At 30.4% G+C, this 25,342-nt stretch carries 26 protein-coding genes; 11 read left to right on the forward strand and 15 right to left on the reverse strand.

Annotated features, from left to right (window positions below; genetic code table 11):
• Positions 1-97: 97 nt before the first annotated feature.
• The 4 genes from B3N22_RS17015 to B3N22_RS17030 form a co-directional block, all read right to left on the reverse strand.
• A complete protein-coding gene (locus B3N22_RS17015) occupies positions 98-1,240 on the reverse strand; it encodes a glycerate kinase (protein ID WP_286908910.1) in 1,143 nt (380 codons plus the stop codon).
• Between the two features lie 22 nt (positions 1,241-1,262).
• Positions 1,263-1,775 carry a PTS sugar transporter subunit IIA gene (locus B3N22_RS17020; RefSeq protein WP_286908912.1) on the reverse strand — a complete coding sequence of 171 codons (513 nt, stop codon included), beginning with the start codon at positions 1,773-1,775 and terminating at the stop codon, positions 1,263-1,265.
• A gap of 80 nt (positions 1,776-1,855) precedes the next feature.
• Entirely contained in the window at positions 1,856-3,178 is a 1,323-nt protein-coding gene (locus B3N22_RS17025) for a 6-phospho-alpha-glucosidase (protein ID WP_286908914.1), read from the reverse strand.
• A 65-nt stretch (positions 3,179-3,243) separates the two neighbouring features.
• On the reverse strand, positions 3,244-4,803 hold the full coding sequence (locus tag B3N22_RS17030; RefSeq protein WP_238904351.1) for a PTS transporter subunit EIIC: 1,560 nt from the start codon (positions 4,801-4,803) through the stop codon (positions 3,244-3,246).
• A gap of 239 nt (positions 4,804-5,042) precedes the next feature.
• On the opposite strand from B3N22_RS17030, the gene B3N22_RS17035 reads away from it, so the two are divergent.
• Positions 5,043-5,813, forward strand: coding sequence for a MurR/RpiR family transcriptional regulator (locus tag B3N22_RS17035; RefSeq protein WP_286908917.1), 771 nt, complete (start codon positions 5,043-5,045; stop codon positions 5,811-5,813).
• Positions 5,814-5,824: 11 nt separating this feature from the next.
• Here the strand turns inward: B3N22_RS17035 and yeiL are convergent, their stop codons facing one another.
• Positions 5,825-6,499: a transcriptional regulator YeiL gene (gene yeiL, locus B3N22_RS17040; protein WP_286908919.1), complete on the reverse strand. Its 675-nt coding sequence runs from the start codon at positions 6,497-6,499 to the stop codon at positions 5,825-5,827.
• A gap of 134 nt (positions 6,500-6,633) precedes the next feature.
• Here yeiL and B3N22_RS17045 point away from each other — a divergent pair, with 134 nt between their 5' ends.
• Complete coding sequence (locus B3N22_RS17045; protein ID WP_073021126.1) at positions 6,634-7,056, forward strand: DMT family transporter; 423 nt, start codon at positions 6,634-6,636, stop codon at positions 7,054-7,056.
• 12 nt (positions 7,057-7,068) lie between these two features.
• Positions 7,069-7,524, forward strand: a complete 456-nt coding sequence (locus tag B3N22_RS17050) for a DMT family transporter (protein ID WP_414632242.1) — start codon at positions 7,069-7,071, stop codon at positions 7,522-7,524.
• Here the strand turns inward: B3N22_RS17050 and B3N22_RS17055 are convergent.
• The 9 genes from B3N22_RS17055 to B3N22_RS17095 all read right to left on the reverse strand — a co-directional run bounded on the left by B3N22_RS17055 (position 7,516) and on the right by B3N22_RS17095 (position 16,033).
• Entirely contained in the window at positions 7,516-8,610 is a 1,095-nt protein-coding gene (locus B3N22_RS17055) for a GerAB/ArcD/ProY family transporter (RefSeq protein ID WP_073021129.1), read from the reverse strand. The genes B3N22_RS17050 and B3N22_RS17055 overlap by 9 nt on opposite strands.
• Before the next feature lie 11 nt (positions 8,611-8,621).
• Positions 8,622-8,753: a hypothetical protein gene (locus B3N22_RS17060; protein ID WP_278335142.1), complete on the reverse strand. Its 132-nt coding sequence runs from the start codon at positions 8,751-8,753 to the stop codon at positions 8,622-8,624.
• Between the two features lie 20 nt (positions 8,754-8,773).
• Positions 8,774-9,952 carry a Ger(x)C family spore germination protein gene (locus B3N22_RS17065; protein ID WP_286908923.1) on the reverse strand — a complete coding sequence of 393 codons (1,179 nt, stop codon included), beginning with the start codon at positions 9,950-9,952 and terminating at the stop codon, positions 8,774-8,776.
• On the reverse strand, positions 9,942-11,462 hold the full coding sequence (locus B3N22_RS17070) for a spore germination protein (protein WP_286908925.1): 1,521 nt from the start codon (positions 11,460-11,462) through the stop codon (positions 9,942-9,944). Before B3N22_RS17070 ends, B3N22_RS17065 begins: the two co-directional genes overlap by 11 nt.
• A 128-nt stretch (positions 11,463-11,590) precedes the next feature.
• Positions 11,591-12,949: a DUF4179 domain-containing protein gene (locus B3N22_RS17075; RefSeq protein WP_286908927.1), complete on the reverse strand. Its 1,359-nt coding sequence runs from the start codon at positions 12,947-12,949 to the stop codon at positions 11,591-11,593.
• Positions 12,942-13,496, reverse strand: a complete 555-nt coding sequence (locus B3N22_RS17080) for an RNA polymerase sigma factor (RefSeq protein WP_286908928.1) — start codon at positions 13,494-13,496, stop codon at positions 12,942-12,944. Before B3N22_RS17080 ends, B3N22_RS17075 begins: the two co-directional genes overlap by 8 nt.
• A gap of 130 nt (positions 13,497-13,626) precedes the next feature.
• Positions 13,627-14,364: an ABC transporter permease gene (locus B3N22_RS17085; RefSeq protein WP_286908930.1), complete on the reverse strand. Its 738-nt coding sequence runs from the start codon at positions 14,362-14,364 to the stop codon at positions 13,627-13,629.
• Between the two features lie 2 nt (positions 14,365-14,366).
• Positions 14,367-15,122 carry an ABC transporter permease gene (locus B3N22_RS17090; RefSeq protein WP_286908932.1) on the reverse strand — a complete coding sequence of 252 codons (756 nt, stop codon included), beginning with the start codon at positions 15,120-15,122 and terminating at the stop codon, positions 14,367-14,369.
• Positions 15,122-16,033 carry an ABC transporter ATP-binding protein gene (locus tag B3N22_RS17095; protein ID WP_286908934.1) on the reverse strand — a complete coding sequence of 304 codons (912 nt, stop codon included), beginning with the start codon at positions 16,031-16,033 and terminating at the stop codon, positions 15,122-15,124. The genes B3N22_RS17090 and B3N22_RS17095 overlap by 1 nt, the downstream gene beginning before the upstream one ends.
• Positions 16,034-16,184: 151 nt before the next feature.
• Between B3N22_RS17095 and B3N22_RS17100 the strand changes: the two genes are divergently transcribed.
• From B3N22_RS17100 to B3N22_RS17135, 8 genes are all read left to right on the forward strand, one after another.
• Complete coding sequence (locus tag B3N22_RS17100) at positions 16,185-16,898, forward strand: response regulator transcription factor (RefSeq protein ID WP_073021141.1); 714 nt, start codon at positions 16,185-16,187, stop codon at positions 16,896-16,898.
• Entirely contained in the window at positions 16,898-18,307 is a 1,410-nt protein-coding gene (locus B3N22_RS17105; protein WP_286908936.1) for a sensor histidine kinase, read from the forward strand. Before B3N22_RS17100 ends, B3N22_RS17105 begins: the two co-directional genes overlap by 1 nt.
• A 114-nt stretch (positions 18,308-18,421) precedes the next feature.
• A complete protein-coding gene (locus B3N22_RS17110; protein ID WP_286908938.1) occupies positions 18,422-20,347 on the forward strand; it encodes a U32 family peptidase in 1,926 nt (641 codons plus the stop codon).
• A gap of 15 nt (positions 20,348-20,362) precedes the next feature.
• Entirely contained in the window at positions 20,363-21,631 is a 1,269-nt protein-coding gene (locus tag B3N22_RS17115; protein WP_286908941.1) for an aspartate aminotransferase family protein, read from the forward strand.
• 81 nt (positions 21,632-21,712) lie between these two features.
• A complete protein-coding gene (locus tag B3N22_RS17120; protein ID WP_021804076.1) occupies positions 21,713-22,582 on the forward strand; it encodes a UbiA-like polyprenyltransferase in 870 nt (289 codons plus the stop codon).
• Positions 22,583-22,602: 20 nt separating this feature from the next.
• Positions 22,603-23,553 carry an ABC transporter substrate-binding protein gene (locus B3N22_RS17125; protein ID WP_286908943.1) on the forward strand — a complete coding sequence of 317 codons (951 nt, stop codon included), beginning with the start codon at positions 22,603-22,605 and terminating at the stop codon, positions 23,551-23,553.
• A 19-nt stretch (positions 23,554-23,572) separates the two neighbouring features.
• Complete coding sequence (locus B3N22_RS17130) at positions 23,573-24,328, forward strand: ABC transporter ATP-binding protein (RefSeq protein ID WP_286908944.1); 756 nt, start codon at positions 23,573-23,575, stop codon at positions 24,326-24,328.
• Positions 24,325-25,068 (forward strand): ABC transporter permease, encoded by a 744-nt coding sequence (locus B3N22_RS17135; protein ID WP_286908945.1) that lies wholly within the window; start codon positions 24,325-24,327, stop codon positions 25,066-25,068. Before B3N22_RS17130 ends, B3N22_RS17135 begins: the two co-directional genes overlap by 4 nt.
• Before the next feature lie 64 nt (positions 25,069-25,132).
• Here B3N22_RS17135 and B3N22_RS17140 read toward each other — a convergent pair whose 3' ends face one another.
• Positions 25,133-25,300 carry an aspartyl-phosphate phosphatase Spo0E family protein gene (locus B3N22_RS17140; protein ID WP_286908946.1) on the reverse strand — a complete coding sequence of 56 codons (168 nt, stop codon included), beginning with the start codon at positions 25,298-25,300 and terminating at the stop codon, positions 25,133-25,135.
• Positions 25,301-25,342: the final 42 nt, after the last annotated feature.

Consider the following 25,342-nt stretch of genomic DNA (forward strand, 5'->3'; position numbering starts at 1 on the left):
CATTAACTTAATGACATTGGCATAACATGTCTCTTTTTTTTATTCTTTAGGTATAGTTCATATCTATTAAATGACTTTTATAAAGCTGAAAAAGCTTCTACAGCAATAATGTGTGTAGCTTAACTATTCTCATTATTCTCTCAGCTGTATCTTCTAATAAATTTTCTGCATTTTCCATAGCTTCATCTAAAGTCATAGGTTTATCTACTATTGAAAAAATACTATCTATCCCTTTGTTATAAAGGTCTGATGCATCTTTACCTATTCCTCCAGCTATAGCTATTACTGGTTTACTGTATTTTTTACTCGTCTCCGCTACCCCAAAAGGAGTTTTACCAAATTGAGTTTGATAATCTATCATTCCTTCTCCAGTTATAACCAGGTCACTGTCCTTAATCTTTTCTTCTAAATTTGAGGCCTCTATAACTATATCTATTCCCCTTTTAAGTTCTGCATTTAAAAAGGCTAAAAGTGCAGCTCCAAGTCCACCTGCTGCTCCTGCCCCTGGGTAATTAAGTACTGATATATTAAGATTTTTCTCAAGTAAATTTCCATAATGCTCTAAATACTCATCTAGAACTTTAACCATATCTTCATCTGCCCCCTTTTGAGGTCCAAAAATATGGGAAGCTCCTTTTTCTCCGACAAGAGGATTCTCTACATCACAGGCAGCTATAAATTTACATTCTCTTATTTTTTCATCAAAAGTAGATAAATCTATAGTCTTAAGTTTTATTAATCCTTCTGCTCCTAAAGGTATATCTTTACCATCTTTATCTAGAAGTTTTGCTCCTAATGCCATGGCCATACCAGCTCCACAATCATTTGTAGCACTTCCACCTATTCCAATTATTATATTTCTACAACCACTATTTACTGCATGTTTTATTAACTGTCCTGTGCCATAAGTAGTAGTTTTCATAGGATTTCTTTCTTCCTTTTTTAGTAGTGGTAGGCCTGAGGCCTGAGCCATTTCAATTACTGCTGTTTTATTATCACCTAATATCCCATAAACAGCCTCTATTTCTCTCATTAAAGGGTCATTAACCTTAACTTTAATATATTTTCCTCCTGTAGCTTCTACCAAGGACTCTACAGTTCCTTCTCCCCCATCTGCCATTGGAATCTTAACTGTTTCTATGCTTTTATCAACTTTTTTTATTCCTTTTTCAATGGCATTTGCAACTTCCGTAGCTGATAAACTTCCCTTAAAAGAATCTGGCGCAATAGCTATTTTCATTTTAATCCCACCTTATCACAAACTATTTTTTAATTATAACAGCTACAGCCTGCTCTGCAAGAGAAACTTGTTTGTATTTTTCTACTACAATTTTTTCATCCTCTTTTAGATTAGCTATGACTACTGGAGTGATAATTGATGGAACCTTATCTTTAATTTTTTCTATATTTATTTTTAGTAATTCATCACCTATAGAAACTTTCTGCCCCACTTCAGCTAAAACCTCAAAACCTTCTCCATTTAAGCTAACTGTTTCTAATCCAAAATGTATTATTATTTCATATCCTTCTTTTGATGTAAGCCCAATAGCATGTTTTGTTGGAAATATACTTCCTACTGTTCCTTCTATAGGAGAGACTATTATGCCAATGGTAGGTTTAATTGCAAAGCCATCCCCCATCATTTTCTCTGAAAACACTGGATCTGGAACTTCTGTTATAGAAACCAGCTCACCCTCTAGTGGTGCTGCTAAAATTAGCTTAGGCTTAGCTTGAGGTTCTTTATTAGAAAATATATTTTTTATAGTCTTAAACATTTTAAAATCCTCCTTTTTAAATAAGGAAAAAATCCAGCATAGCTGAATTTTTTCCTTCATTGTACATTCTAAACTATCTATTACTTAAGTTCTGGCCAATATCCATTATTAGCTTCGATTAAAGCATCTAATACTTGTCTTGCTTTTTTAGCAGAGACTATAGTTCTGTTTAAAGTTAATGCTTGTAAAGCCTTGTCATAAGATTCTTCAAAATAAGCATCTACTGCAAGTTTTTCATAAGCTAATTGAGATTCCATTAAACCTTTGTAGAAAGTTCCTATTTTTCCTACAGCTAGAGGACGTGGTCCATTTGAAGTCATAACTGCTGCTACTTCTACCATTGCATCATCTTGAATATTAGATATTATTCCGTTATTCTCAATAATTACAATATATATGCGTTGTTTGTTGTATGCTATAGATTCTGCTAGTTCTATTATAAACTCACTATGAGCATCATTGTGCACAAGCACTGAACCCTCAGAAGTCCCAACTTCTGCTACTCTCTTGCACTCTTCAAATATTCTCTTTTCTCTTCCATTCATAACCTCATTTGCACGAGTATAATTAGGATCTAAATGTGATACTTTATAGTCTGGATAATAATAGTATTGTAAATAAGTGTTTGGTAGGTATTCTGGAAAATCGTCTAACATATCTTTAACCATTCCATAAGTATCTAACCAAGACTTGTCTCTTTGCTCTGCATCTACTGGTTTAAAGCCATTTTCTCTTATAGTGTCTCTTAATTTAGGTAATAAATCATTTCCTTGTCCATCATAAAGATTAGTAAACCAGCCAAAATGATTAAGCCCAAAGTATACTGGTTCAAACTGACTATCATTCATTCCTAATATTCTTCCGTAAGATCTTAATAAGTTTACAGGCTGATCGCATATGTTTAGAATTCTCTTATCATCATGGAACACTCTATTAGTAGCTTCTGCAACTATAGCCGCTGGATTTGTGTAGTTTAATATCCATGCATTTGGAGAATATTTACGTATATCCTTTATAGTCTTTATCATATCTCTTATAGACCTAAGGCCATATGCAAATCCTCCTGGACCACATGTTTCTTGTCCTAATACCCCAAGACTTAGTGGAATTTTTTCATCTAGCTCACGCATCTTATATCCACCAGTTCTCATTTGCATAAACACAAAATCTACATCTAAATAAGCCTCTTCAACCTTTGTAGTGTAGCTAAAATCTAGTTCTGGGTAATTTTCTTTAAATAATATCCTTGCAAACTCACCTATAGTTGCTTGACGTTCTTCATTTACATCAAACATAACTAGTTTCTTTAGAGGAAAGCTATCCTTCATTTTGCATAAACTTTGTAGAAGTCCTGGTGTCCAAGTACTACCTCCACCTACTATTGTTATATTAAATTTCTTCATTATGAAATCCTCCTATGCTTCTAAAACTATATTATTTGTGTTGCTGTATTTATGTTAAAATTTAATTATGACTTTCTCTTAAGCTCTTTTGCTACTGAAGCTTTTATACTTGAAACTGAAGGTCCATATATTACTTGAATATCTGTTTCACTTGGTTTTATAACCCCAGCAGCTCCAGTTCTCTTAAATCCACTCTCTTCAACTAAACTCATATCTTTAACTACTACACGAAGTCTAGTAAAGCAATTGTTAACTGTCTCTATATTGTCTTTTCCACCTAAATACTTAATTATTTCTATAGCTTTTCCATCAAAATCACTATTGTCTAAAACTAAATTTTCTTCGTCAAGTTCTATATCATCTTCTCTACCTGGAGTTTTTAAGTTCATCTTTAATATTACGAACTTGAAAGTAAAGTAATATATAAATGCATAAGCTATCCCTATTAATAATGTTATAAACCATTTGGTGTTAGGTTGAAGCATACCGAAAACTACTAAATCAATAGCGCCTCCTTGAGTATTACCTATTGCAACTCCTAAAATATGATTTAACATAAAGGATATTCCTGATAGTACTGAATGAATTCCATATAATACTGGTGCAACAAATAAGAAAGAGAATTCTAGTGGTTCAGTTATTCCTGTAACCAGTGATGCTAAAGCTCCTGCTGTAAGTATTCCTTTTATTCTATTTCTATTTACAGGATTTGCAGTTCTATACATTGCAAGGGCTGCCGCTGGTAAACCAAACATCATTATTGGTATTTTTCCTTGTGCTAAAAAACGTGTTGCTTCAGTTGAAAATGATGTAGTATTAGGATCAGCAAGCTGAGCATAAAAAATATTTAGCGCTCCTGCTATAGAGTTTCCTCCTATAACCATTTCTCCACCAACAGGTGTAAATCTAAACATTGCATTTAATATATGATGTAACCCAAATGGTATAAGAAGTCTTTCAAGTAATCCAAATAAGAAGGTTCCAAAGTATCCTAACCTAGCTATTGTATATCCTAACCCTTGAATTCCAGCTCCTATTGGAGGCCATATTACTGGAATAAGCAATCCAACTACTGTAAATGCTAAAGTTGTTATAATTGGTACAAAACGTGTTCCTCCAAAGAATCCTATGTAGTCAGGAAGTTTTATTGTATAGAACTTATTATGAAGCTCTGCCACAATTATCCCTACGATTATTCCTCCAAAAACACCTAGCTCTATTGATTGAATACCTAAAGTCATTCCTTGACCAGCTGATCTTAAATTTTCTGCTGTTGCTAAGGTTTTGCTACTTATAAGAAATGCATTTATTGTTATGTGCATTACTATATATCCAATAAATCCTGAAAATCCAGCTACAGCTGTTTCATCCTTTGCAAGACCTATAGCTAAAGAAATAGCAAAAAGTACTGGTAAGTTACTAAAAAGTACTCCTGTTATTGCTTTTGTAAATACAAATATTAATTGTAATATTTCATTGCCTAAGAAAGGCATTTTTGCTATAACATTAGGATTTGAAAATGCTGAACTGATTCCTAGGAATATACCTGCAAAAGATATCAATGCTATAGGAAGCATAAAGGCTTTACCTAGGCGCTGAAAATAATTATTCATCTTTTTTAACATTTGAGATCCTCCTCTTAATTCATATTGTTTTGAATCTAGTTATTAAATATAATTTGTTATAAATCCCTTTAATTTGTCGACAAATTTATTGATTAATTATATTATATATATGATAACGTATTTAAGAAACCGTTTCAGACCATTCAGTAATTATGTTCAAAGGTTGAATTTTTTTCACTTTCTGAAATTTTTTTCACCACTTTTTCTTTTATCGTTAATTATTGAAACGAGGTGTTATTTTGAATTTTTTTAATTATATTGAAAAAACAAGAGTAAATTTAAATAAAAATGAAAATGAACTGTTGCAGTATTTTATAGAAAACGCAAGCTCTGTTAAAAGCATGAAAATTCAAGACGTATCAAAAAAGACCTTCGTTTCTACAGCTGCAATAATAAGATTTTGTAAAAAGCTAGGCTTTAGCGGCTATTCAGAATTTAAAAATACTTTATATCATACTGTGGAAAACCAAGAAGATAATAATAAACTTCAAAGTCCTAAAAATATTGGATCACACTTTGATATATTTGATGATATATTGAAAACTAAAAACCTTATTAATAATTCGGTTATTGACGAAATAGTAGATTTAATCTATGAAAGTAATAGATTAGAGTTTTATGGGGAAGGTTCCTCAAGAATAGTTTGTGAAGATATGACTAGACGATTTAGATTGGTGGAAAAACAAGCATATTATTATGATGATACAAGTCTTATGTATTTATCCGCATCTAATTTAAACTCAAAAGATTTAGCATTTTGTATATCTATGTCTGGAGAAACATCTCAAATCGTTAAAGCTGCAAATATTGCTAAAACAAAAAAAGCTACTGTAATATCAGTAACCACTATGAGCAATAATACTTTATCTAACATTGCTCACAAGCCTCTATTTGTATGCTCTACTAGATATTCAGTCGGAGAGATGAACTTTGTTTCAAGAATTCCTGCTACTACTGTATTAGAATATATATTTAATAAATACCTTCATAAATACTCTAATCCTCAGTAAAAAGCGGAGATTTACTCATATAAATCTTCCGCAAGCCCTCTTAATACATCTTCATCTATAATTTCATAATAATTTTTCTTCTTTCTTATTATTGATTTACTACATAAAGAGTTTAGGGTTCTTAATAAATGTCTATAACTAGATCCTAAAAGCTCTGCAGTTTCTGTAAGATTTTCTTTAAAGGTGTTTTTTTCTTTATTAGATAATATATAACTAGCCACTCTATTTTCTAAAGGGTACAATAAATTAATTGAACTATACTTACTTAACCTTGTAAGTTTTTCAGCCAAACCATCACATATAAATCTTAAAAACTTACTATCTTCAATGGAGTATTTTCTTATATGTTCAAAAGCTATTCCAACACAGTAGGTTTCTTCAATAGCTTGAACACTACAGTCAGCTTTATTAAAGTACATAAATTCAACATCACCTATTACCTTAAATGGTGTATAAAAACACAATAACAGAGACTTTCCATTGCTCATTACAGTGTAAACTTTAGCTTTTCCACTAACAAAAAAATATAAATACTCTAAATCCTCTTGTACTCTACATATATGCTCACCTTTATTAAACTTAAATAAATGCATATAGGGTTTCATATCATTACTGAAAACCTCGTCTATTTGATATTTATTTATATAGTTTTCTAAAATCTTCTTATCAATAATCTTTTCTCCCATATATTAACTCCACCCTCAATTTTACTCCAATAATAACATTAAAATTATAGCATAAATTCATATGACATATGTCATAATATCATTTATCTAATCTATGATAAATTTATATTAATCGTAGAAAAAGGAGAAATGTTATGTATAAAATATATTCTGCTCTAATAGGTATTTTAATTACTATAATGATTGTTTTTAACGGAAAACTCTCTTCCTCTTTGGGTAATTATACTGCTATTATAATAATTCATCTCACTGGACTTATTGCAATGATTATTTGGGTTATAGTAAAAAAACAAAAAATATCTTTTGATAAAAACATTCCACTTTATATCTATAGTGCCGGTTTAATAGGAATTTTTACTGTTTTATTTACAAATATGAGTTTTAATTATTTAGGAGCTTCTCTAACTCTTTCTTTAGGCCTCTTGGGTCAATCTGTAGCTTCAATACTTATAGATCATTATGGTTTTCTTGGAGCTGAAGTTGTTAAATTTAATAAACAAAAGCTTATTGGATTAATTGCTATTTCTTTAGGTATTTTTATAATGAGCGTATATTAAGGGGGATTATCTATGATTTTAATTATAATATTATCTATACTAGCTGGTGCCTCTACGGTAATTGCTAGAAATATAAACTCTTCTTTAGCAGAAAAAATAGGACTAGTTCAAGGAACCTTTTATAACTATGTCACTGGACTTGCTGGAGGAATTCTTGTTTTCCTTATAAGCAGAGAATTTATAAATTTTTCTACTGACACCTTAAAATCTGTACCCTTTTGGGCATATTTAGGTGGATTAGTCGGTGTACTGGTTGTATCTTCATCAAATATAGTTACTCCCAAGGTTCCAGCTTTTTATCTAACCCTATTAATGTTTATAGGACAACTTTTTTCAGGAATGGCTGTTGATTACTTTAAAGACGGATTGTTGTCTAAAGGTAAGTTGATTGGTGGTATTCTTATATTAATAGGTCTTACCTATAACTTGTTTGTTGATAAAAAAGCATCAGAAGAAGAATTAGTTTAACTGACTAATTCTTCTTTTTATTATTGTTATAATTAATAAAAGTATAGGAAGTATATAAAACAATGGTAGCCACAAAGTAAATGGTATTATTTTAGTTCCAACTTCTAGGTGTTCCGCTGCCGATGTTGACATATTTAACGACATATATAAAACTAAAGCGCATATTGGAATAATAAATTTTCTATAATTTTTAGAATAGGTTAGTATTTGAATAGACTTCAAAGCACAATATAAATGAATATATAACTTAAAGAAAAGCGTAGTTAAAAAATATAAAACATTTATGGCATCCAAATTTTCAATAAAATGACCTACATTTATTACCCTTACTAGTCTATACATAGGAAAAATGGAGCTAGAAAATGTTGTTTCTCCAAAAACTGATACAGCTATAATATCTAAAAGCGCTATAAATAGTCCAGCTATAGTTATCCCTTTTATTGTGCTTTTAAATATATTACTAGAATCTTTTACTATAGGCCAAATCATTGCAAATTCTATACTTTGCCCAAATGTTTGAGTAATTCCTAAGGGAAATACTGCATCTTTAATATCTTCCCACCCTTTTCCAAAGAAAGGTTTAATATATTGATAATTTATAACATCTGATTGTGCTAGTAGTATAATTTCAATTATTGATAATATAGCCATTATGGGGAAAAATAATTGTGAAATCCTCGCAACAGTTTTTATTCCACTAAATAGTGCATACATTATTACTAAAATAAATATCAATTCAACTACAAACATAGGCGTTTTAGGTAAAATAGTTGTGGGTATTAATATCTGTAAATCACTTAAAGCTCTTCCACCATCATAAATAAATTCTAGGGCATATATCCATGCTATTGGTGTTCCTATAAAAAAGCCTAATTGAGCTGGATACCATTCAATTAATGTTAGTCCAGAATTAAGTTTCATTAGGGTGTAATATACAATGTTAATTAAAATGCCGATTAATGTGGATAAAAGAACAGATGCCCAAGCAGCTCTACCTGCATGAGTAGAAAAACCAAATATAATTGTACTACCTATTTCAAATAACAGCAGCATTGAGAATAATTGCTTACTTGATATCTCTTCCATAACAAAACTCCTTATTCAATATATTTTCTTATAAGCCAAGAAAATACAGACAACAAAATTCCCAGAATTAAAATAAATATAGGCATTATTTCAGGATAGTCTAACATGTATTCTGATTTCCAAGGAAATAAATATTTACTCATATTCTCTTACCCTCCATTTATTAATTACTTTTTTCCATTATTGATTTATTATCAAAACCAGTTCCCTTTATCTTCACCTTAGAATTTACATTAATATTAATAGTTTTCCATAACTCATCCCAATTATCTTTATATAATGAATGCCACTGCTTTGGATATTTTCCATGTATTATAGTTCCAAAACCAAAAACATCTACCCCGCAGTTATGTTTTACATATTTGATTGTGTCATTTACCAAGTTTTCAATGTCTTTAGAATATAAGTTCTCTATGTAGTGTATATTTTTAACTTCACTAAAATCTAATCCTGCACTACTGTCTATAATATTTGCCTCCATAAAAACATCTATTTCTATAGATATCTCTCCATTATCAATGGTGGGTGTAACCCTCGTTTTTACTTTAGTAATTTCTCCTGATACCTTGCCTGATTTTTTTAACTTATCAGCATTAACACATATATAATTTTGACGAAGCTTATTTTTTACTATCATGATACCTTTAAGCTCTTTAATCCCTATAAACTTAATCAATTTATCTTCATTAAACACAGCTCCACCTATAACCCCAACTGTCTTCTCGTTGTTTTCACAAGAATCTCCTATAATATCATACTCTCCAACAACACAAATACAAGGCTGAATACCGCTTTCATTTATCATATAAATAAAATCCTTTATATACATTTTAGTCGCTGTATTTAAATCTCTGAGCTTATCAATCTTTTTAACTGAATTATACTCTAAATAGCTCTTCAAACTTAGAGCATCTATTGCTTTTCCTTTTGAAAAAGTTATAAAAGCTTTCATAGGTATCTCAGGCATACGTGGAAAAAAATCTAAAACCTCTTCTAATCCATTTTTAGCCATTTCTTCTCCAATTATTATACCCTCAAGCTGTGAAAAAACTAATTTCCTTGACAATTTTTTTGATATCTTACTGCATATATCAACCATACCTTCTCCCTTTTCTGATATCAAAATAAATTCATCCAGTGGAGAGCTACTTAAATTAGACCCTGAACTCTTATTAGCTTTAGGATAGGTTGATAGCAAAGTCAATTTTATTTGTCCATCCTCTAGCTTATCAATTCCTACTCCAGAGACTATAAAGACAAAATCAAGTTCTTGTTGATCCCAACAACCCGTTAAAGTGAATGAAATTATAATAGCTACAATGAAAATCCTCTTAATCTTCATTCTTTTTATTTCCTCCTTCACTTATTCTTGAAACATCTTTTTTTGCAATAAATGAAGGTCTTTTTTTCATCAACCACCATGGAGCTCTAAAGAACACATCTTTTAATGATTTTGAATCAAGGGGTGCTAAAGGTGATAAATATGGAACCCCAAAAGACTCAAGTTTAGCCATATGTATCAGCATAATCAAAATCCCCATAAAGACCCCATATAAACCAAATGCTCCAGCTAAAATCATGAAACTAAATCTTAATACTCTGATCGATAACCCTAAATTATATTGAGGAATAATAAATGAAGAAATACCTGTCACTGAAACTACTATAACCATTGATGCAGAAACAATTCCTGCCTGCACTGCTGCCTGACCAATAATTAAAGCCCCAACTATACTTACCGTCTGACTAGTCGTCCTGGGCAGCCTTACTCCCGCCTCTCTCAAAGCTTCAAAAAATATCTCCATGACAATTGCTTCAACAAATACAGGAAAAGGAACATCTTCTCTTGATGCCCAAATATTTAGAAGCAACGCTTTTGGAAGCATCCCGGGGTGAAATGTTAACACAGCTATATAAATCGATGGTAGAAATAAAGCTGTAGTTAAAGCTAAATATCGTATTATCCTAATCATTGCACTAGGAATATATCTTTCATAATAATCTTCACTTGACTGTATAAACTGAATAAATGTTTGTGGAGCTATAAGTACTATTGGTGTATTATCAACAATTATTCCAACTTGACCTTCTAGTAAGCATGCAACTAATCTATCTGGTCTTTCAGTATATCCAATTTGAGAAAATATTGAATATCTATTATCTTCAATAAGCTCTTCTATATATCCGCTCTCTAAAATACCATCAATATCAATTTTTAAAATTCTTTTCTTTATTTCATCTATTAAATGTTCCTCTGCAATTCCATCAATATATGTGATTATAACGTTAGTTTTTGTAAGCTTACCTACCTCCATTTTATTTACTTTCAATCTAGGAGTCTTTAATCTTCTTCTTATTAACGTTATGTTGGTCTCAATAAATTCTGTAAATCCTTCCCTTGGTCCTCTTGTTGCAGGTTCAGTAACAGGTTCCTCTATATTTCTTGTTTTAAAATTACAAACATCTATTATAAAACCTTCATCAATTTTATCTACTAATAAAATGACTTTCCCACATAAGACATTATTAAGTATGTCTTTAATCAATGAAGTAGTTTTAATATCTGAAACCAAAATCTCTTGTTTTATATGGTTTTTAAGAAGCGTATTTTCTTTTTCACTATAATCATGTGCAAATTTATTTAACGGCTTTAATATATATGAATTAATTTCTTCATTGTCACTAAAACCAACTAGAAAAAATATAATAGCTGAATACTTATCGTTAATCATAAACTCTCTAAATATAATATCATTATTTAATAACCCTTCTAATTTTTTATTTTCAGCTAACCCATAATATTTTTCTAAATCATCTATATTTTCTTTTTTCTTCCTTGATAATTTAGACATAATATACCTCCACACTAAAATATTTACACTGGTTATAGTTTTTTCCGCAAAGCAAATAATATACTGGATATATGTGGGGTGCTGTAATATAAAAAGGCAACCTAAATAGGTCGCCTTTACCGTTCATATTATTTTAAATCTACTTTTATTTTCTGATCTTCTAATAACTTCATATTTCCAGTATAAATTACTGATAATTTCGCATATTTCGAGAAATCCTCAACATCCTTATACGATGTATAAGTAGTAGTATATACCCCCGTTGTTCTATCGACAAAATGCTCTAGTACCCTATCATTATAAATAACTTCATTACCCTCTTTATCATAAAACTTAAATTCATCTGATAATGGAACTATCCCGCTTTTTCTAAATTTAACCTTTATCTGATTGTTAGAAAATATAATATCATCTATTATTATACTTCCATACTCATTTATTTTGATAGTTAAAGGAAGGTTTTTAATATCAATCTTTTCACTATCTGTAGCTCTTCCTATATTAGAATCTATTGGTATTATATTAATGTAATCTGTGTCTTTGTCTATCCCTATAAATTCAAAACTGTTTGTAATTTTACCCCCATCTGTCCCTATAAAGCCTTGACTAAAAGCGGCTGTACGGTTTCCTTTTGAGTCCTCAATTGCAAAGCTATTAAATGAATAAGAATCCTCATCTGTATATTCTGTTATAACAATCTGATTTCCTAATGGAGAAAATACTACCTTATCTATATTGAGATTATTATTTTTAACTCCATTATTTACAACAGTAGCTTTATTAGGAGTAATTATTCTACTAGCTGCTACTGTTTTACTTTTATCTATTGATGTCTTTATACTCCAGTTGCCTTCTGTTTTTAAAACTCTATCTGTAGATATCTCTATATTAAACTTACTATCTATTTTTTCTTGAGATATATCAAATCTACTTATCCCTCTCAATACCTTATTGGATTCAAGATATGCTTCTCCAACATTATTTGATCCTCCATTTACAGTTTCTTTTCCATTTATTTTATATCCTAACGAAGGCTGAGCCTCAAAAGCTGACAAATAATCCTCATACTCTGACCTAGGTATATCTTCTTTACTTTCAGCAGTATAAAAAATATTTAAAAAGTTATCATCTGCTACTATGTTGTCTATAGTAAGTTTAATCCCCTTATCTTCGGCACTTATTCCTATAGAATTATTAAACTCTAGAAAGGCACTTGCTTCTCCTACATACTCGGAGTTTTTATTTATATTAAAGTATTCTATAACATTGCTAACTGCTGCCTTAACCGAAGAAGAGTTAAACGCTAATAAAATTGTTAAAGTCACCACTGCAGCTACGGCTATTTTTCTATAACTTCTACTATTCACTCTCTTAGGTTCGCTAGGTAATTCATCAATAAGTTCACTTAATTTATCATCTAATGTCTTAGGCACTGCCCAATCTTCTTTATTAATTTTATTTTTAATAAGTTCGTCAAAACTACTCATTATATCCACCCCATTCACTATTTTCTAAAAGTTTTTTAAGTTTCTCTTTTGATCTACTGAGCCTTGATTTAACTGTCCCATTAGATATTTCTAAAACTTCGCTTATACTTTTTATACTCATATCTTCATAATAAAATAAGGTCAATATTACTCTTGAGTCTTTGTCCAACTTGTTTATATAATCAATCATATCACCTTTATGGTTGTCTTCATAAGTTATATCATAAACACCCATATCATCTTGAAGATCCACCCTTTTTTTCTTGTTTAATAGACTATAGCACTCATTTACAAGTATTCTCATAATCCATGCCTTAAAATTGTTTTTATCCTTCAGTTTGTTTAAGTTTTTAAATGCCTTGAGAACTGATTCACTTACTGAATCTTCAACATCATATTCATTTCTTAATATCCCCTTAGCAACCCTGTATAGAGACACTTTATAAGTTTCAATAAGTGCTGCAAACTCTTCCTTGTCTATTTCTTTCGTTTTTTCTCTTTTAAGTCCCATATTATAAATACTTATTACGTTCTCCCCTACTTTCAAATTATTCACCTCCTACACTACTAAGATAAACTCATATGTATAAAGGTTCCATTTTTGCATCAAGTTCATTATAAAACAAAAAGAACCGTTATACACGGCTCCATTTATCTTATACTTTTATATCACTTACCTAAGCTACTACATCTATCCTTTTCATTTTTCTTATTGTAACTCTGCTAATTAAAACAATATAAAAAAGATTTACCATAAAAAAGATTATCCACTGGATTCCTGAAATACTTTGCTGGCTTATTATTCCCATACCAATAGATAATAATGAGTAAGGAAAAATCATACCTAGCTTTACTACGTATAATCCAAGACCTATAAAAGAAAAACATAAGCCAATACCTATAGGAACAGCAAAACTCTTCATTCTAATTGATAAAGCTAGCTGAATTGTACTTATTGTTAAAGATGCTAAACATCCACGTATAAACCATCCATATATCTCTATAGGTAAAGGACTGTTAAGACCTATAAGCTTCCCACTAAGGTAATATAGTGCAAAAAATAATCCTTGAATAAAGAAAGTTATTATTCCTGCCATAATAAGTTTTGACAAAAAAACATTACCTATAGGTATAGGCGTAGTCATTGTCATGTTCCAATTTCTATTTAAATGTTCTAATCTACATAAGTAGGCGCAACATATACCAATCAAAATAGGTAAAAAGAACTCTCCATAAAATAAGCCTACTTGAGACCACAAACTATACCACTCTTTTTGTAAAACTCCTATATTCATAGAAAAGTTTGCACATCCAATTAACACACTTATACTTGGTAATGCAACCATTACAATCCATATATGCGAATGCTTTATTTTTATAAATTCTGCTATAATACTGTTTTTTAAACTTCTCACATTTACACCTCCTGACTCTCTATATACATACTTCCTAAGAAATAAATGATTATTCCCATCATAGCTATTATTGCTAATAATGAAGCTGAAGCTCCTATGTTTCGAACTGCAAAACTCATTTTCTCATTTTCATAAACTTGGATAATAGGGCTTAATCCACTATAGTAAGACCATATAAATATTCTTCTTATAATTATAGGAAATAAATCTGCTGATAGTCCTATAAATCCGCCAATCATCCCAACACATAATGAAAAAGCTTGATTACTAATAGCCATAGATACCCATTGCTGTAAAGCTATTATTACAGCATTTACTATAAATATGCCTATGAAATATCTAATTAGTAAAGGTATAGGTAGCGGTTGTGTAAAACCACTCTTTTTCCCATAAATAGCTACAGCAAAAACTTGAATAAGAGCTGCATAACTCATGATTATACATGAACATATATATTTAGCTTTGTAGATATCTCCTCTCTTTAGTGAAACAGATAATAACATTTTCCATGTATTCCCCTTATTCTCCATATCACAAATCCTAGATACTACAATAGCGCAAAGTATAGGTAAAAAAAGCCCATTCATTGATGATAACATAGCAATTACAGGTTCCCACCCCGCTGTTTTAGGATTACGCGCAAAGGACATACTTGCTGCCATAAAGGCCCAGGCTATCTCCCCTAACATAAACATTGTAATCATACTAAATAAATGTTTATGTCTTAATTTATAAAATTCTAAACTAATAGCTTTCATTATAAGCTCTGCTCCTTTCCAGTAAGACTAAGAAAAATGTTTTCTAAACTTTTCTTATGTTCCTCTATACGCAATACACCAATATCATGATTAGTTAATTCTTTATTTATTTGAACTACTTGTCTATCAATAATATCCCTAAGCATTAAAAAATTGCCTTCTTGAGTATTTACAATCCCTCTTCTGACTAATATATCCTTAGCTAATCTATTATTATCTGTCTTAATTGCTATAGTTGACTTACTTTTCATCTTAAGCTCATCCATTTCTCCTTGAAAAAGCATTTTTCCGTTATTTATTATACCTACAGATGTGGCTATTTGTTCAATTTCAGAAAGAAGATGACTGGATATTAAAACAGTGATTCCATATCTTCTTGGCAAAGTTTGAATTAGCTCTCTAATTTCACTAATACCAGCAGGATCAAGTCCATTTGTAGGTTCATCTAATATTAGTAATTTAGGAAATGCTAAAAGTGCCATAGCTATCCCTAATCTTTGCTTCATTCCAAGTGAATAATGAGAAACCTTTTTATCCTTTTGATTTTCTAATCTTACTATTCTTAATGCTTCCGCTACATTCTTATCCGGAACTTCTCTTAATCGCTGCATCACCCTTATATTCTCTATTCCACTAAGATGTCCATAGTATGAAGGTGATTCAATTAAAGAGCCTACCTCTTTTAAAATACTACTTCTATTACTCTCAAATTCTTGATCGAAAATCTTAAAAGTTCCACTTGTTGGTTTAACTAATCCTAAAAGCATCTTTAAAGTTGTCGATTTACCAGCTCCATTAGGCCCTAAGAAACCATAAATATCTCCTTTTTTTACGAATAAATCAATATCCTTAACTCTATAGATATCACCATATTTTTTAGATAGTTTACTTGTAGAAACAATGTTATTCATTATTTACTCCATCCTTCCTAATGTTTTTATAGGTTAAGTATATATATCTTATATTTCTTTAATCTAACATCAACATTACGCTAACCTTAAATAATTACCAAGAATGTTTATAACATCTTATAACTGATATACTATTTTTAGGTGATTTAATATGAATGATTTAAAAAACAAAAAGTTACTTATCGTTGATGATGAGTTTGAGATAAGAAATATGCTTCATGGTTTCTTACGTAAAAATGGATTCAATAGAATATATGAAGCATCTAATTGTTCGGAGGCTTTAAAGATATTTTATGAAATAAGTCCCGATATTGCTGTTTTAGATATAATGCTCCCTGATGGAGATGGATTTTCTCTTTTATCAACTATTCGTAAAACTTCAAGTATACCTGTAGTTTTTCTGTCAGCAAAAGGAGAGGATGAGGATCGTTTATTAGGACTTGGTCTGGGAGCTGATGATTACATAGTTAAGCCATTTTTACCACGTGAATTAGTTTTAAGATTAACATCAATTCTACGAAGAGTTTATTCTCCAATTGTTCAAGAAAAGAAACCTATTTTTGAATTAGGAAATCATAAAATAGACTTAGAGAGTGGAATTGTATCATATGATGATAAAGAATGTCCTTTTACCGCAAAAGAGCTTATTTTATTAAATAAATTCTACGAAAATAAAAATCGTATCGTTACTAATGATGCCCTTTGCCAAGTTACCTGGGGTGATGATTATTATGGATATGAAAATACCTTAGCAGTTCATATACGTAGAATTCGTGAAAAGATTGAATCCAATCCCTCAGACCCCAAATATCTAGTTACAGTTAGAGGTTTAGGCTATAAGCTTTTAATAAAGGAGAATTCTTAATGGAGGGTGCTATAAAAATTTTAAAGAGATTTATTGGGTCAACAATATTTATTGTTATATTTATATTGTTACTTAACTTTTTTTTGCTTTTTATCTGGTTATCTAAAGGTATGAACTCAGGTCACTCTCCTTCAATTGTAGTAGAAGAAATATCAAAGGATATATACAAAACAAATAATGATTTTTATTTATCCACACCCTCAAAAGAACTTTTAGATAAAAATTCTGCTTGGGCAATGTTACTTAATAATAGCGGGGAAATATTATGGAGTTATGCTCTCCCTACTGAAACTATTAAAAATTATTCAATAACTGATGTAGCTAAATTCTCTCGAGGTTATCTTATGGATTATCCAGTCTTTGTTTGGGAAAATAATTACGGTCTAATGGTAGTAGGATACCCAAAAGATACCATAGCTAAATATCAGCATGTTCTTCCCTTTAACTGGATAAAAGATCTTCCTTTTAGAATCTTACTTCTAATCATGGGTAATATTTTTTTAATACTGATTTTATCATTATTAATAGGTTCAAAACTAATTACATCTATTCGTCCTCTTACTAAGGCTATAAAATCTTTGGAGGAAGATAAAAATGTATTTATAGAACCAAAAGGTGTTTTATCTAATCTTGCTGAAAGTATAAACCATGCTTCCTCATTATTAAGTGATAAAAACTCAGCTCTAAAATCTAGAGATGAAGCAAGATCTAACTGGATTGCAGGTATTTCTCATGATATACGTACTCCATTATCCATAATTCTAGGATATGCCAATGACTTAGAAGAAAATTATAATCTTTCAACTGAACAAAGATTGCAAGCAGGCATTATTCGTAAACAAGCTGAAAAATTAGGTGCTTTAGTTAGCGATTTAAATCTTGTTTCTATGCTAGAATATGAAATGCAGCCACTAAATAAAAAAATAGTCAGATTATCTTCCTTGGTGAGATATGTAGTATCAGATTTTTTAAATAATGATTTAAATGAAAAATTCATTCTAGAAATAGATGAACTTGATGATAAATCAACTATAAAGGGAGATGAACGTCTATTGATTCGTGCTATTACAAATCTTATACAAAATAGTATTCATCATAATGAAGACGGCTGTCATATTCATCTAAAAGTCTCTTGTGATTCAATTTGTAACATAGCATCTCTTTCTATATACGATAACGGAAAAGGAGTTAACAGAGACTCTTTAAATGACTTACTTGAACTTCCTTTTTCATCTAAAAGAAAACATCAGATTCACAATGGTCATGGACTTGGCTTACCCATGGTTTCAAGAATTATAAAAGCTCATGATGGTATATTAACTTTATCAAGCGATATAGAAGAAGGCTTCTATTCAAAAATAGAACTTCCTTTAATAAATTCTTATAGTGGAAATTTACAAGAAAGATAGTTTTATTTTTAAACTATCTTTTGTTTATATTCCATTAATTTTGATTTGTGATAATATTATCTATATGATTATTTTATAAAATATAACTAATGAGGCATTTATATAGGAGGAAAAATGGCAAGATATTTTAATGGTAAAAAAGTAGAATTACTAGCTCCAGCAGGAAATATGGAGATTTTTAAAAGTGTGGTAAATGCAAATTGTGATGCCATCTATCTAGGTGGGAAATCACTTAACATGAGAATGATGAGAAAAGGATATAATTTCTCAAACGAAGAGATTAAAGAAGCCTTAGATTTAGCTCATGAACAAGATAAAAAAATCTATATAACAGTGAATAATATGATGAATGATTCCGAAGTTGATGAAGCTATCGAATACTTAAGGTACTTAAATGATATTAAAGTAGATGGATTAATAGTTCAGGATCTAGGTATTCTTCAAATTTGTAAAGAACATAATTTCAACAATTTTGAGATACATTCTTCTGTTATGATGAACGTTCATAATATAGAATTTGTAAATGCTCTTAAAGATCTTGGAGTTACAAGAGTCGTATTATCAAGGGAAATGGATTTAAAAACTGCTAAAGCTCTTCAAATTGCAACTGGAGTAGAAACTGAATATTTCATGCATGGAGATATGTGCACTGTAAATGGTGCTAATTGTTATTATAGCTCTGTAGTTTTAGGTAATAGCTCTAATAGAGGAAGATGTTTTAAACCTTGCAGATGGGCTTATACTATAAAAAAAGATGGATACGCTTACCCCTCAGAATACCCTTTAGCTGCAAAGGATATGTATATGTATGAACATATTCCTGAACTTATTGAGGCAAACATAACTTCATTTAAAGTTGAAGGACGTATGAGAGATACAGATTTTATTGTTAATTTAATAAACACTTATGGTGAAGCCATTGATCGTTACATAGAAGATCCATTAAGTTTTAATCGAAAAAAACATGCTCAAGAATTATTTGAAGGCAGAAAACGTGATTTTACTACTGCCTACGCCTTTTCAAAACCTGGTTTAGATTTCATAAATACTCGCTATGAAGGTACTGGAAAATTCTACTCTACCGGAAAAGTATTTTCTTCCCCAACAGAAGAGCCTGAAATTACTGACACTTCTATTGAGAAAGTTTTATCTGAATTAAATATTCCTGATTCTAAGTCTAACCTGAAACATAATTTATCTGTAAAGGTAAATAGCTTTGAACAAGCTAAGCTTGCTATAGAAAAAAATGTAGATAGGATTTATTTGCCTAGTGAAGTTCTTCTTCCTGATGAATTCATTAATTTAGATGAACTTAACACTTTGATAACTATAAAAAACTCTACTAAGATTTATTTGGAACTACCTCAAATGATGAATGAACTTCAATTTGATATTATAGATCAATATTTAAGCAAACATGGTCACCTATTTGATGGATTACTAGTTTCTAACTTAGGTGCTATAAAGAAGTATGCACATAAGTATAAAACTATTTCAAATTATAACTTAAACATTTATAACCATAAGGCTCTAGAATTCTATAAAAATCTTGGAGTTAATGAATTTACCTTATCCATTGAGACAAGAAATAATGAACTTGGTTCTTTTATTACCTCTACCAAAGAGCCATTAGAGATGATTGTTCACGGCCCAATAAAGGTAATGTATTTAGATCATAATTTATACGACAATATAGATAGTCTAAAACCTATAGAAAAAGCAGATAATTCTTATGTAAATAATAGTGTATTAGTACTTATGACAGATAAAGGCGAAAACCCAGTATATATAGATCAAAATGGGAAAAATCATTTATTTACTGCCAAGGAACTATGTTTATTACCTATTTTAGAAGGAATAAATAACTCTGTAAGCTTACGTATTGAAGGAGAAACATACTCAACCCAAGAACTTGAGAGTGTAATTGATGTTTATAAAAAAGCTATAGAAGACACTAGTAAATCTAAAGATTTATTTAATGAATTAGAAACACTTAGAGCAGGTTTCACTCTTGGTGCCTTAAACTTTAAAGCTATTTAGAAGGGAGATTATATTATGACTTTTATAGGACCTCAAAAGATATTAGAAAAAAGAAGAGAGTACTTTTTTCCAGCTACTGCACACTTTTATAAAAATCCACCACAAATAACAGCTGGAAATATGCAATATTTATTTGATGAAAACAATAAAAAATATACTGACTTTTTCTCTGGTGTATCGGTTATGAATTGTGGTCATTCGAATCCAGAAATACTTAAGTCAACAATAGAGCAGTTAAATACTCTTCAGCATACAACAACGCTGTATTTAACTCAACCTATGGTAGACCTAGCTGAAAAACTTTCTGAGATATTCCCAGGAAATATTAAAAGAACTTTCTTTTGTGCTACTGGTTCAGAAGCTAATGAAGGTGCTATGGCCTTAGCAAGACTACATACTAAAAAAAATGGATTTATAGCTTTAAATGGAGGATTACACGGTAGAACTCACTTAGCATTAAGTGTCACAGGAATACCAATGTGGAGATTAGATGATAACCTAGTTAAAGAGAATATCTTCTTTATAGAAAGACCTTATTCCCCTGATACAAGTTATGAGGAAGCCATGGAAAAGTCTTTAACTCAATTGGAACAAGTGCTAAAGAAAAACGGAGATAAAATAGCTGCCATGATGCTTGAACCACTTCAAGGAAATGGCGGCATAATTCTATATCCCTTTGATTATGTAAGTAAAGTCAAAAGCCTTTTAGAAAAATATAATGTTTTACTAATTGTTGACGAAGTTCAAACTGGATATGGAAGAACAGGAAAGATGTTCTGTATAGAACACTATAACGTAGTTCCAGACATAATTGTAACTGCGAAAGCTCTAGGTAACGGCATTCCTATATCAACATTTTCTACTACAGATGAGATAGCTAAGTCTTTTGATAGACCTTCTGCTTCAACTTTAGGAGGAAATCCAGTGGCTGCTTATACAGCATTAAGTGTGCTTAATTATATTGAGAAGAATTCCTTAGTTAAAAAGTCCGAGGAACTGGGTTTTTATTTGAAGTCAAAGTTAGAAGAACTATCATCTCCAGTTATTAAAGAAATTAGAGGTATTGGTCTTATGCTAGGAATACAAACTCAATCAAGCAATAACCTTACTTCTGCAGAGATCACAGACATTATATTAGAAGAAATGAAGGACTCTGGATTCTTTATTGGGAAAAATGGTTTAAATAGAGATGTTATAGCCTTCCAGCCTCCTTTAGTTATAACAAAGGAAGATATACACAATATGTTATTTGCTTTGAAAAACATTCTCAAAAAATTTGATTAACTAGTTACATTCATACTTTAGTTGTGCTATACTTTCATTTGTGAAAATTTACGTAGCATAATTGCCGAAAGGAGCATTAAAATGGTACTTAATAAAGCTATAAAAAAAGCCCATGATTATGGAGTATTAGTTATGTTTTCACATACAATATTCTCTTTATCCTTCGCATTAATATCCATGTTGCTTGCAAGTAAGGGACTTCCTTCTCCCTACGTTATATTTTGGATATTAGTAGCCTTCATGGGAGCTAGAACTGGTGCAAATGCTATTAATAGAGTTATAGATGCTGAAATAGACAAGAAAAATCCACGTACAGCTACTAGACAATTACCTCAAGGACTTATGAAAAAGAAAGAGGTAATATTATTTTCTTCTCTATGTTTTTTAGTAATGATTATAGGGGCTTATATGCTAAATCCTCTATGCTTAATACTTTCACCTATAGCACTATTTTTATTAATTATATATTCATATACTAAACGCTTTACTTGGGCTTGCCACTTGGTTTTAGGCATAACCTCAGCAGCTGCCCCTGTTGGAGCTTGGCTTGCAGTTACAGGAAAAATATCTTGGCTTCCTCTTTTTATTGGAGCAGCTAACACATTATGGGTTGCTGGTTTTGACATAATATATGGATCTCAAGATTATGACTTCGATACAGCTAACGGAATTAATTCCATTCCTGCAAGATTCGGAGTTAAAAATGCCCTACATATTGCAGCTTTTTTCCATGCTATAACATTAGTAATATTAATCATAGTAGGATTATTAAGTCCACAACTTGGTTTAATATACTTTATTGGTATAGGAATCATTTCAGTTTTATTTATTTTAGAACACAGAATGGTTTCCCCAACTAATTTATCAAATGTTAAATTAGCTTCTTATAGCATAAATCAATTAATAAGTATTGTATTTTTAATCTTTGGCGTTATTGACGCATTAATTTAAAAAAATAGGAGAATTAGAAAATGACTAAACTAAAAAAATTATTAACTATATTAACCTCAGCAGCTGTATTATTATCGCTTACAGCTTGTTCAAAAACTGAAGAAACTAAAACACCTGAAAAACAAAGTTTAACTTTTGGAATGATGGGTTCTATAGACTCAGTACCTTTCGTAATTGCTAAAGAAAAAGGTCTTTTTGAAAAAGCAGGTGTTGATGTAACAATTGAAACCTTTAAAAACTCAAAAGACAGAGATGCAGCTTTTCAAGCTGGAAGCTTAGATGGAGTAATATGTGATGAAGTAGCTATATCCCTTTATCAAAATGCTGACTTTGATGTTAAAATAACTGGAATTACAGATGGTGATTTTATGCTTGTAGCTGGAGCTAAATCTGGAATAAAGTCCTTAAGCGATCTTAAAGAAAAAAGTGTAGCTATATCAGAAAAAACTTCAATAGAATACACTCTAGATAAGATATTAGAGAAAAATTCTATGAATCCTAAAGATGTAAAAAAATCAGTAGTTCCCGCTATACCAACTAGACTTGAGATGCTTAATAATGGTAACGTAGATGCTGCTTTACTTCCAGAACCATTCTCTTCAATGGCAATAAATAGTGGTGGAATTCTACTAGGAAGCGCTAGTAACTTAGCTTCATACCCTTCAGTATCTGCTTTCACTCAAAAAGCTATAGATGATAAATCTAGTGAAATACAAGCTTTCTACAAGGCATATAATGAAGCTGTTGAATATATAAATAGCACATCTGTTACTGAATATGAAGACTTAATTATAAAAACAGTTGGTTATCCAGAAGATATGAAAGGTAAAATTAAATTACCTACTTTTAGAAAAAATATGCTTCCTAAAGATGAAGAAGTTCAAGAAGCTATAAATTGGTGCAAGGATAATAACTTAATTACTAAAAACTTAACTCCTAAAGATGTTACAAATAATATAGGCGTTAAATAAATTTCTATGGAGGTCTCTTATGCTAAATATAAATAATCTTACAGTTAATTATAAATCAAATAATCAAATAATTAATGCATTAGGACCTATAAATATGACTATAGCAGAAGGGGATATCTATGCTATCATAGGCCCTTCTGGCTGTGGTAAATCCACTCTACTTAATGTCCTTAGTGGTATCATTAAAAGTTCTACCGGGGATGTTCTTTTGAATGATAAATCACTAAACCCAAAGACTCATAATATAGGACTTATTCCTCAAAATTTTGGACTTCTGCCTTGGAAAAGTGTACAAAAAAATTGCCTATTATCTCTTAAAATAAAAGGAGTAAAAATTGACTCCTCTTTAACTGAAAGAATAGAGCATATTCAAACTAAACTAGGCATAAATGAGCTAAAAGATAGGTATCCTAATGAATTAAGTGGTGGTCAAAAACAAAGAGTTGCCATAGCAAGAGCTTTTATAATGAATCCAGATATACTGCTTATGGACGAGCCATTTTCTGCACTTGATGCTTTAACTCGTGAAGAAGCTCAAGAACTTTTCATAAACATATGGAATCAATATAAGCTTACAACCTTATTTATAACTCATAACATAGAAGAAGCCATATATATGGGAAAAAAGATAGTTATAATGTCTCATTGTCCTGGAACTATAGTTGAAATTATTGATAATCCATTATTTAATACAGAGAACCTACGAGAGGATGAAAGATATTTAAAACTATCTTCATACTTAAGAAGCATTATAAAAAGAGGTTGGAAAATATGAAAATTAGAAAAAAACTATTAGTATTCATACAAGGATTCATTACCTTTAATTTGTTATGGTATCTTTTTTCACTAAAAGTTAATATGAAAATTCTTCCCCGCCCTACTGAAGTATACTTAAATATGTTCAAGTTATCTAATCAAGAGCTTTATAAACATGTTTTCGTTAGTCTCTATAGGGTTTCAAGTGGAATTATAATTTCCTTAATTATAGGATCATTGATTGGATTACTTATGGCTTACTCTAAAATGTGGAATAAAATTTTAAACCCATTGGTTTATTTCACCTACCCCATTCCAAAAACTGCTCTACTTCCTATAGTAATGCTGTTATATGGATTAGGAGATAAATCAAAAATTATTATTATAGTTCTTATTTTGGTATTCCAAATTATTGTGGCAGTAAGAGATGCAGCTCTTAATATACCCTATGAAACCTATAATCCTATACGAAGCCTTGGTGCCTCAAAACTTCAAATATTTTCTCACATAACATTACCAGCTATATTGCCAGAGCTACTTACAACCTTAAGATTATCTATAGGAACAGCACTCTCAATATTGTTTTTTGCAGAAGGTTATGGAACCAAATATGGAATAGGTTATTATATATTAGATGCATGGAGCAGAATCAGTTATTTGGAAATGTACACAGGAATAATAATCCTTGGTCTATTGGGATTTGTTTTGTTTATGTTAATAGATATACTTGAAGAAAGTTTATTTAAATGGAAATCTTAATAATTAGATGAGCATATTAATAAGCTTAATATGCTTATTCTTATTATAGATCAGGAAATATGTACTACAACTCATCTTTATCTTTATCATTATTCTTCTCTTTATTATTAATAAACTCCGCTATTAACTTGTCTAGTTCAACGCTTGTCTTTAATATTTCATTATAATCAGCATTTTCATTTATCAGCGAATGTAATTCATCTCTTAATTCGCTTATTTCTCTTTTAATCATCAACTCTCCTCCACCTTAGCTTTAACTATCAGTAAATATTTA

This window comes from Clostridium sp. UBA1652, from assembly GCF_002320975.1.
In the GTDB taxonomy this organism is placed as follows: domain Bacteria; phylum Bacillota; class Clostridia; order Clostridiales; family Clostridiaceae; genus Clostridium_T; species Clostridium_T intestinale.

Excerpts from the sequence above, each read along its gene's own strand:
- B3N22_RS17015 (WP_286908910.1), bottom strand. The coding sequence starts at position 1,240 with ATGAAAATAGCTATTGCGCCAGATTCTTTTAAGGGAAGTTTATCAGCT.
- B3N22_RS17020 (WP_286908912.1), bottom strand. The coding sequence starts at position 1,775 with ATGTTTAAGACTATAAAAAATATATTTTCTAATAAAGAACCTCAAGCT.
- B3N22_RS17025 (WP_286908914.1), bottom strand. The coding sequence starts at position 3,178 with ATGAAGAAATTTAATATAACAATAGTAGGTGGAGGTAGTACTTGGACA.
- B3N22_RS17030 (WP_238904351.1), bottom strand. The coding sequence starts at position 4,803 with ATGTTAAAAAAGATGAATAATTATTTTCAGCGCCTAGGTAAAGCCTTT.
- yeiL (WP_286908919.1), bottom strand. The coding sequence starts at position 6,499 with ATGGGAGAAAAGATTATTGATAAGAAGATTTTAGAAAACTATATAAAT.
- B3N22_RS17045 (WP_073021126.1), top strand. The coding sequence starts at position 6,634 with ATGTATAAAATATATTCTGCTCTAATAGGTATTTTAATTACTATAATG.
- B3N22_RS17050 (WP_414632242.1), top strand. The coding sequence starts at position 7,069 with ATGATTTTAATTATAATATTATCTATACTAGCTGGTGCCTCTACGGTA.
- B3N22_RS17055 (WP_073021129.1), bottom strand. The coding sequence starts at position 8,610 with ATGGAAGAGATATCAAGTAAGCAATTATTCTCAATGCTGCTGTTATTT.
- B3N22_RS17060 (WP_278335142.1), bottom strand. The coding sequence starts at position 8,753 with ATGAGTAAATATTTATTTCCTTGGAAATCAGAATACATGTTAGACTAT.
- B3N22_RS17065 (WP_286908923.1), bottom strand. The coding sequence starts at position 9,952 with ATGAAGATTAAGAGGATTTTCATTGTAGCTATTATAATTTCATTCACT.
- B3N22_RS17070 (WP_286908925.1), bottom strand. The coding sequence starts at position 11,462 with ATGTCTAAATTATCAAGGAAGAAAAAAGAAAATATAGATGATTTAGAA.
- B3N22_RS17075 (WP_286908927.1), bottom strand. The coding sequence starts at position 12,949 with ATGAGTAGTTTTGACGAACTTATTAAAAATAAAATTAATAAAGAAGAT.
- B3N22_RS17090 (WP_286908932.1), bottom strand. The coding sequence starts at position 15,122 with ATGAAAGCTATTAGTTTAGAATTTTATAAATTAAGACATAAACATTTA.
- B3N22_RS17095 (WP_286908934.1), bottom strand. The coding sequence starts at position 16,033 with ATGAATAACATTGTTTCTACAAGTAAACTATCTAAAAAATATGGTGAT.
- B3N22_RS17100 (WP_073021141.1), top strand. The coding sequence starts at position 16,185 with ATGAATGATTTAAAAAACAAAAAGTTACTTATCGTTGATGATGAGTTT.
- B3N22_RS17105 (WP_286908936.1), top strand. The coding sequence starts at position 16,898 with ATGGAGGGTGCTATAAAAATTTTAAAGAGATTTATTGGGTCAACAATA.
- B3N22_RS17110 (WP_286908938.1), top strand. The coding sequence starts at position 18,422 with ATGGCAAGATATTTTAATGGTAAAAAAGTAGAATTACTAGCTCCAGCA.
- B3N22_RS17115 (WP_286908941.1), top strand. The coding sequence starts at position 20,363 with ATGACTTTTATAGGACCTCAAAAGATATTAGAAAAAAGAAGAGAGTAC.
- B3N22_RS17120 (WP_021804076.1), top strand. The coding sequence starts at position 21,713 with ATGGTACTTAATAAAGCTATAAAAAAAGCCCATGATTATGGAGTATTA.
- B3N22_RS17125 (WP_286908943.1), top strand. The coding sequence starts at position 22,603 with ATGACTAAACTAAAAAAATTATTAACTATATTAACCTCAGCAGCTGTA.
- B3N22_RS17130 (WP_286908944.1), top strand. The coding sequence starts at position 23,573 with ATGCTAAATATAAATAATCTTACAGTTAATTATAAATCAAATAATCAA.
- B3N22_RS17135 (WP_286908945.1), top strand. The coding sequence starts at position 24,325 with ATGAAAATTAGAAAAAAACTATTAGTATTCATACAAGGATTCATTACC.
- B3N22_RS17140 (WP_286908946.1), bottom strand. The coding sequence starts at position 25,300 with ATGATTAAAAGAGAAATAAGCGAATTAAGAGATGAATTACATTCGCTG.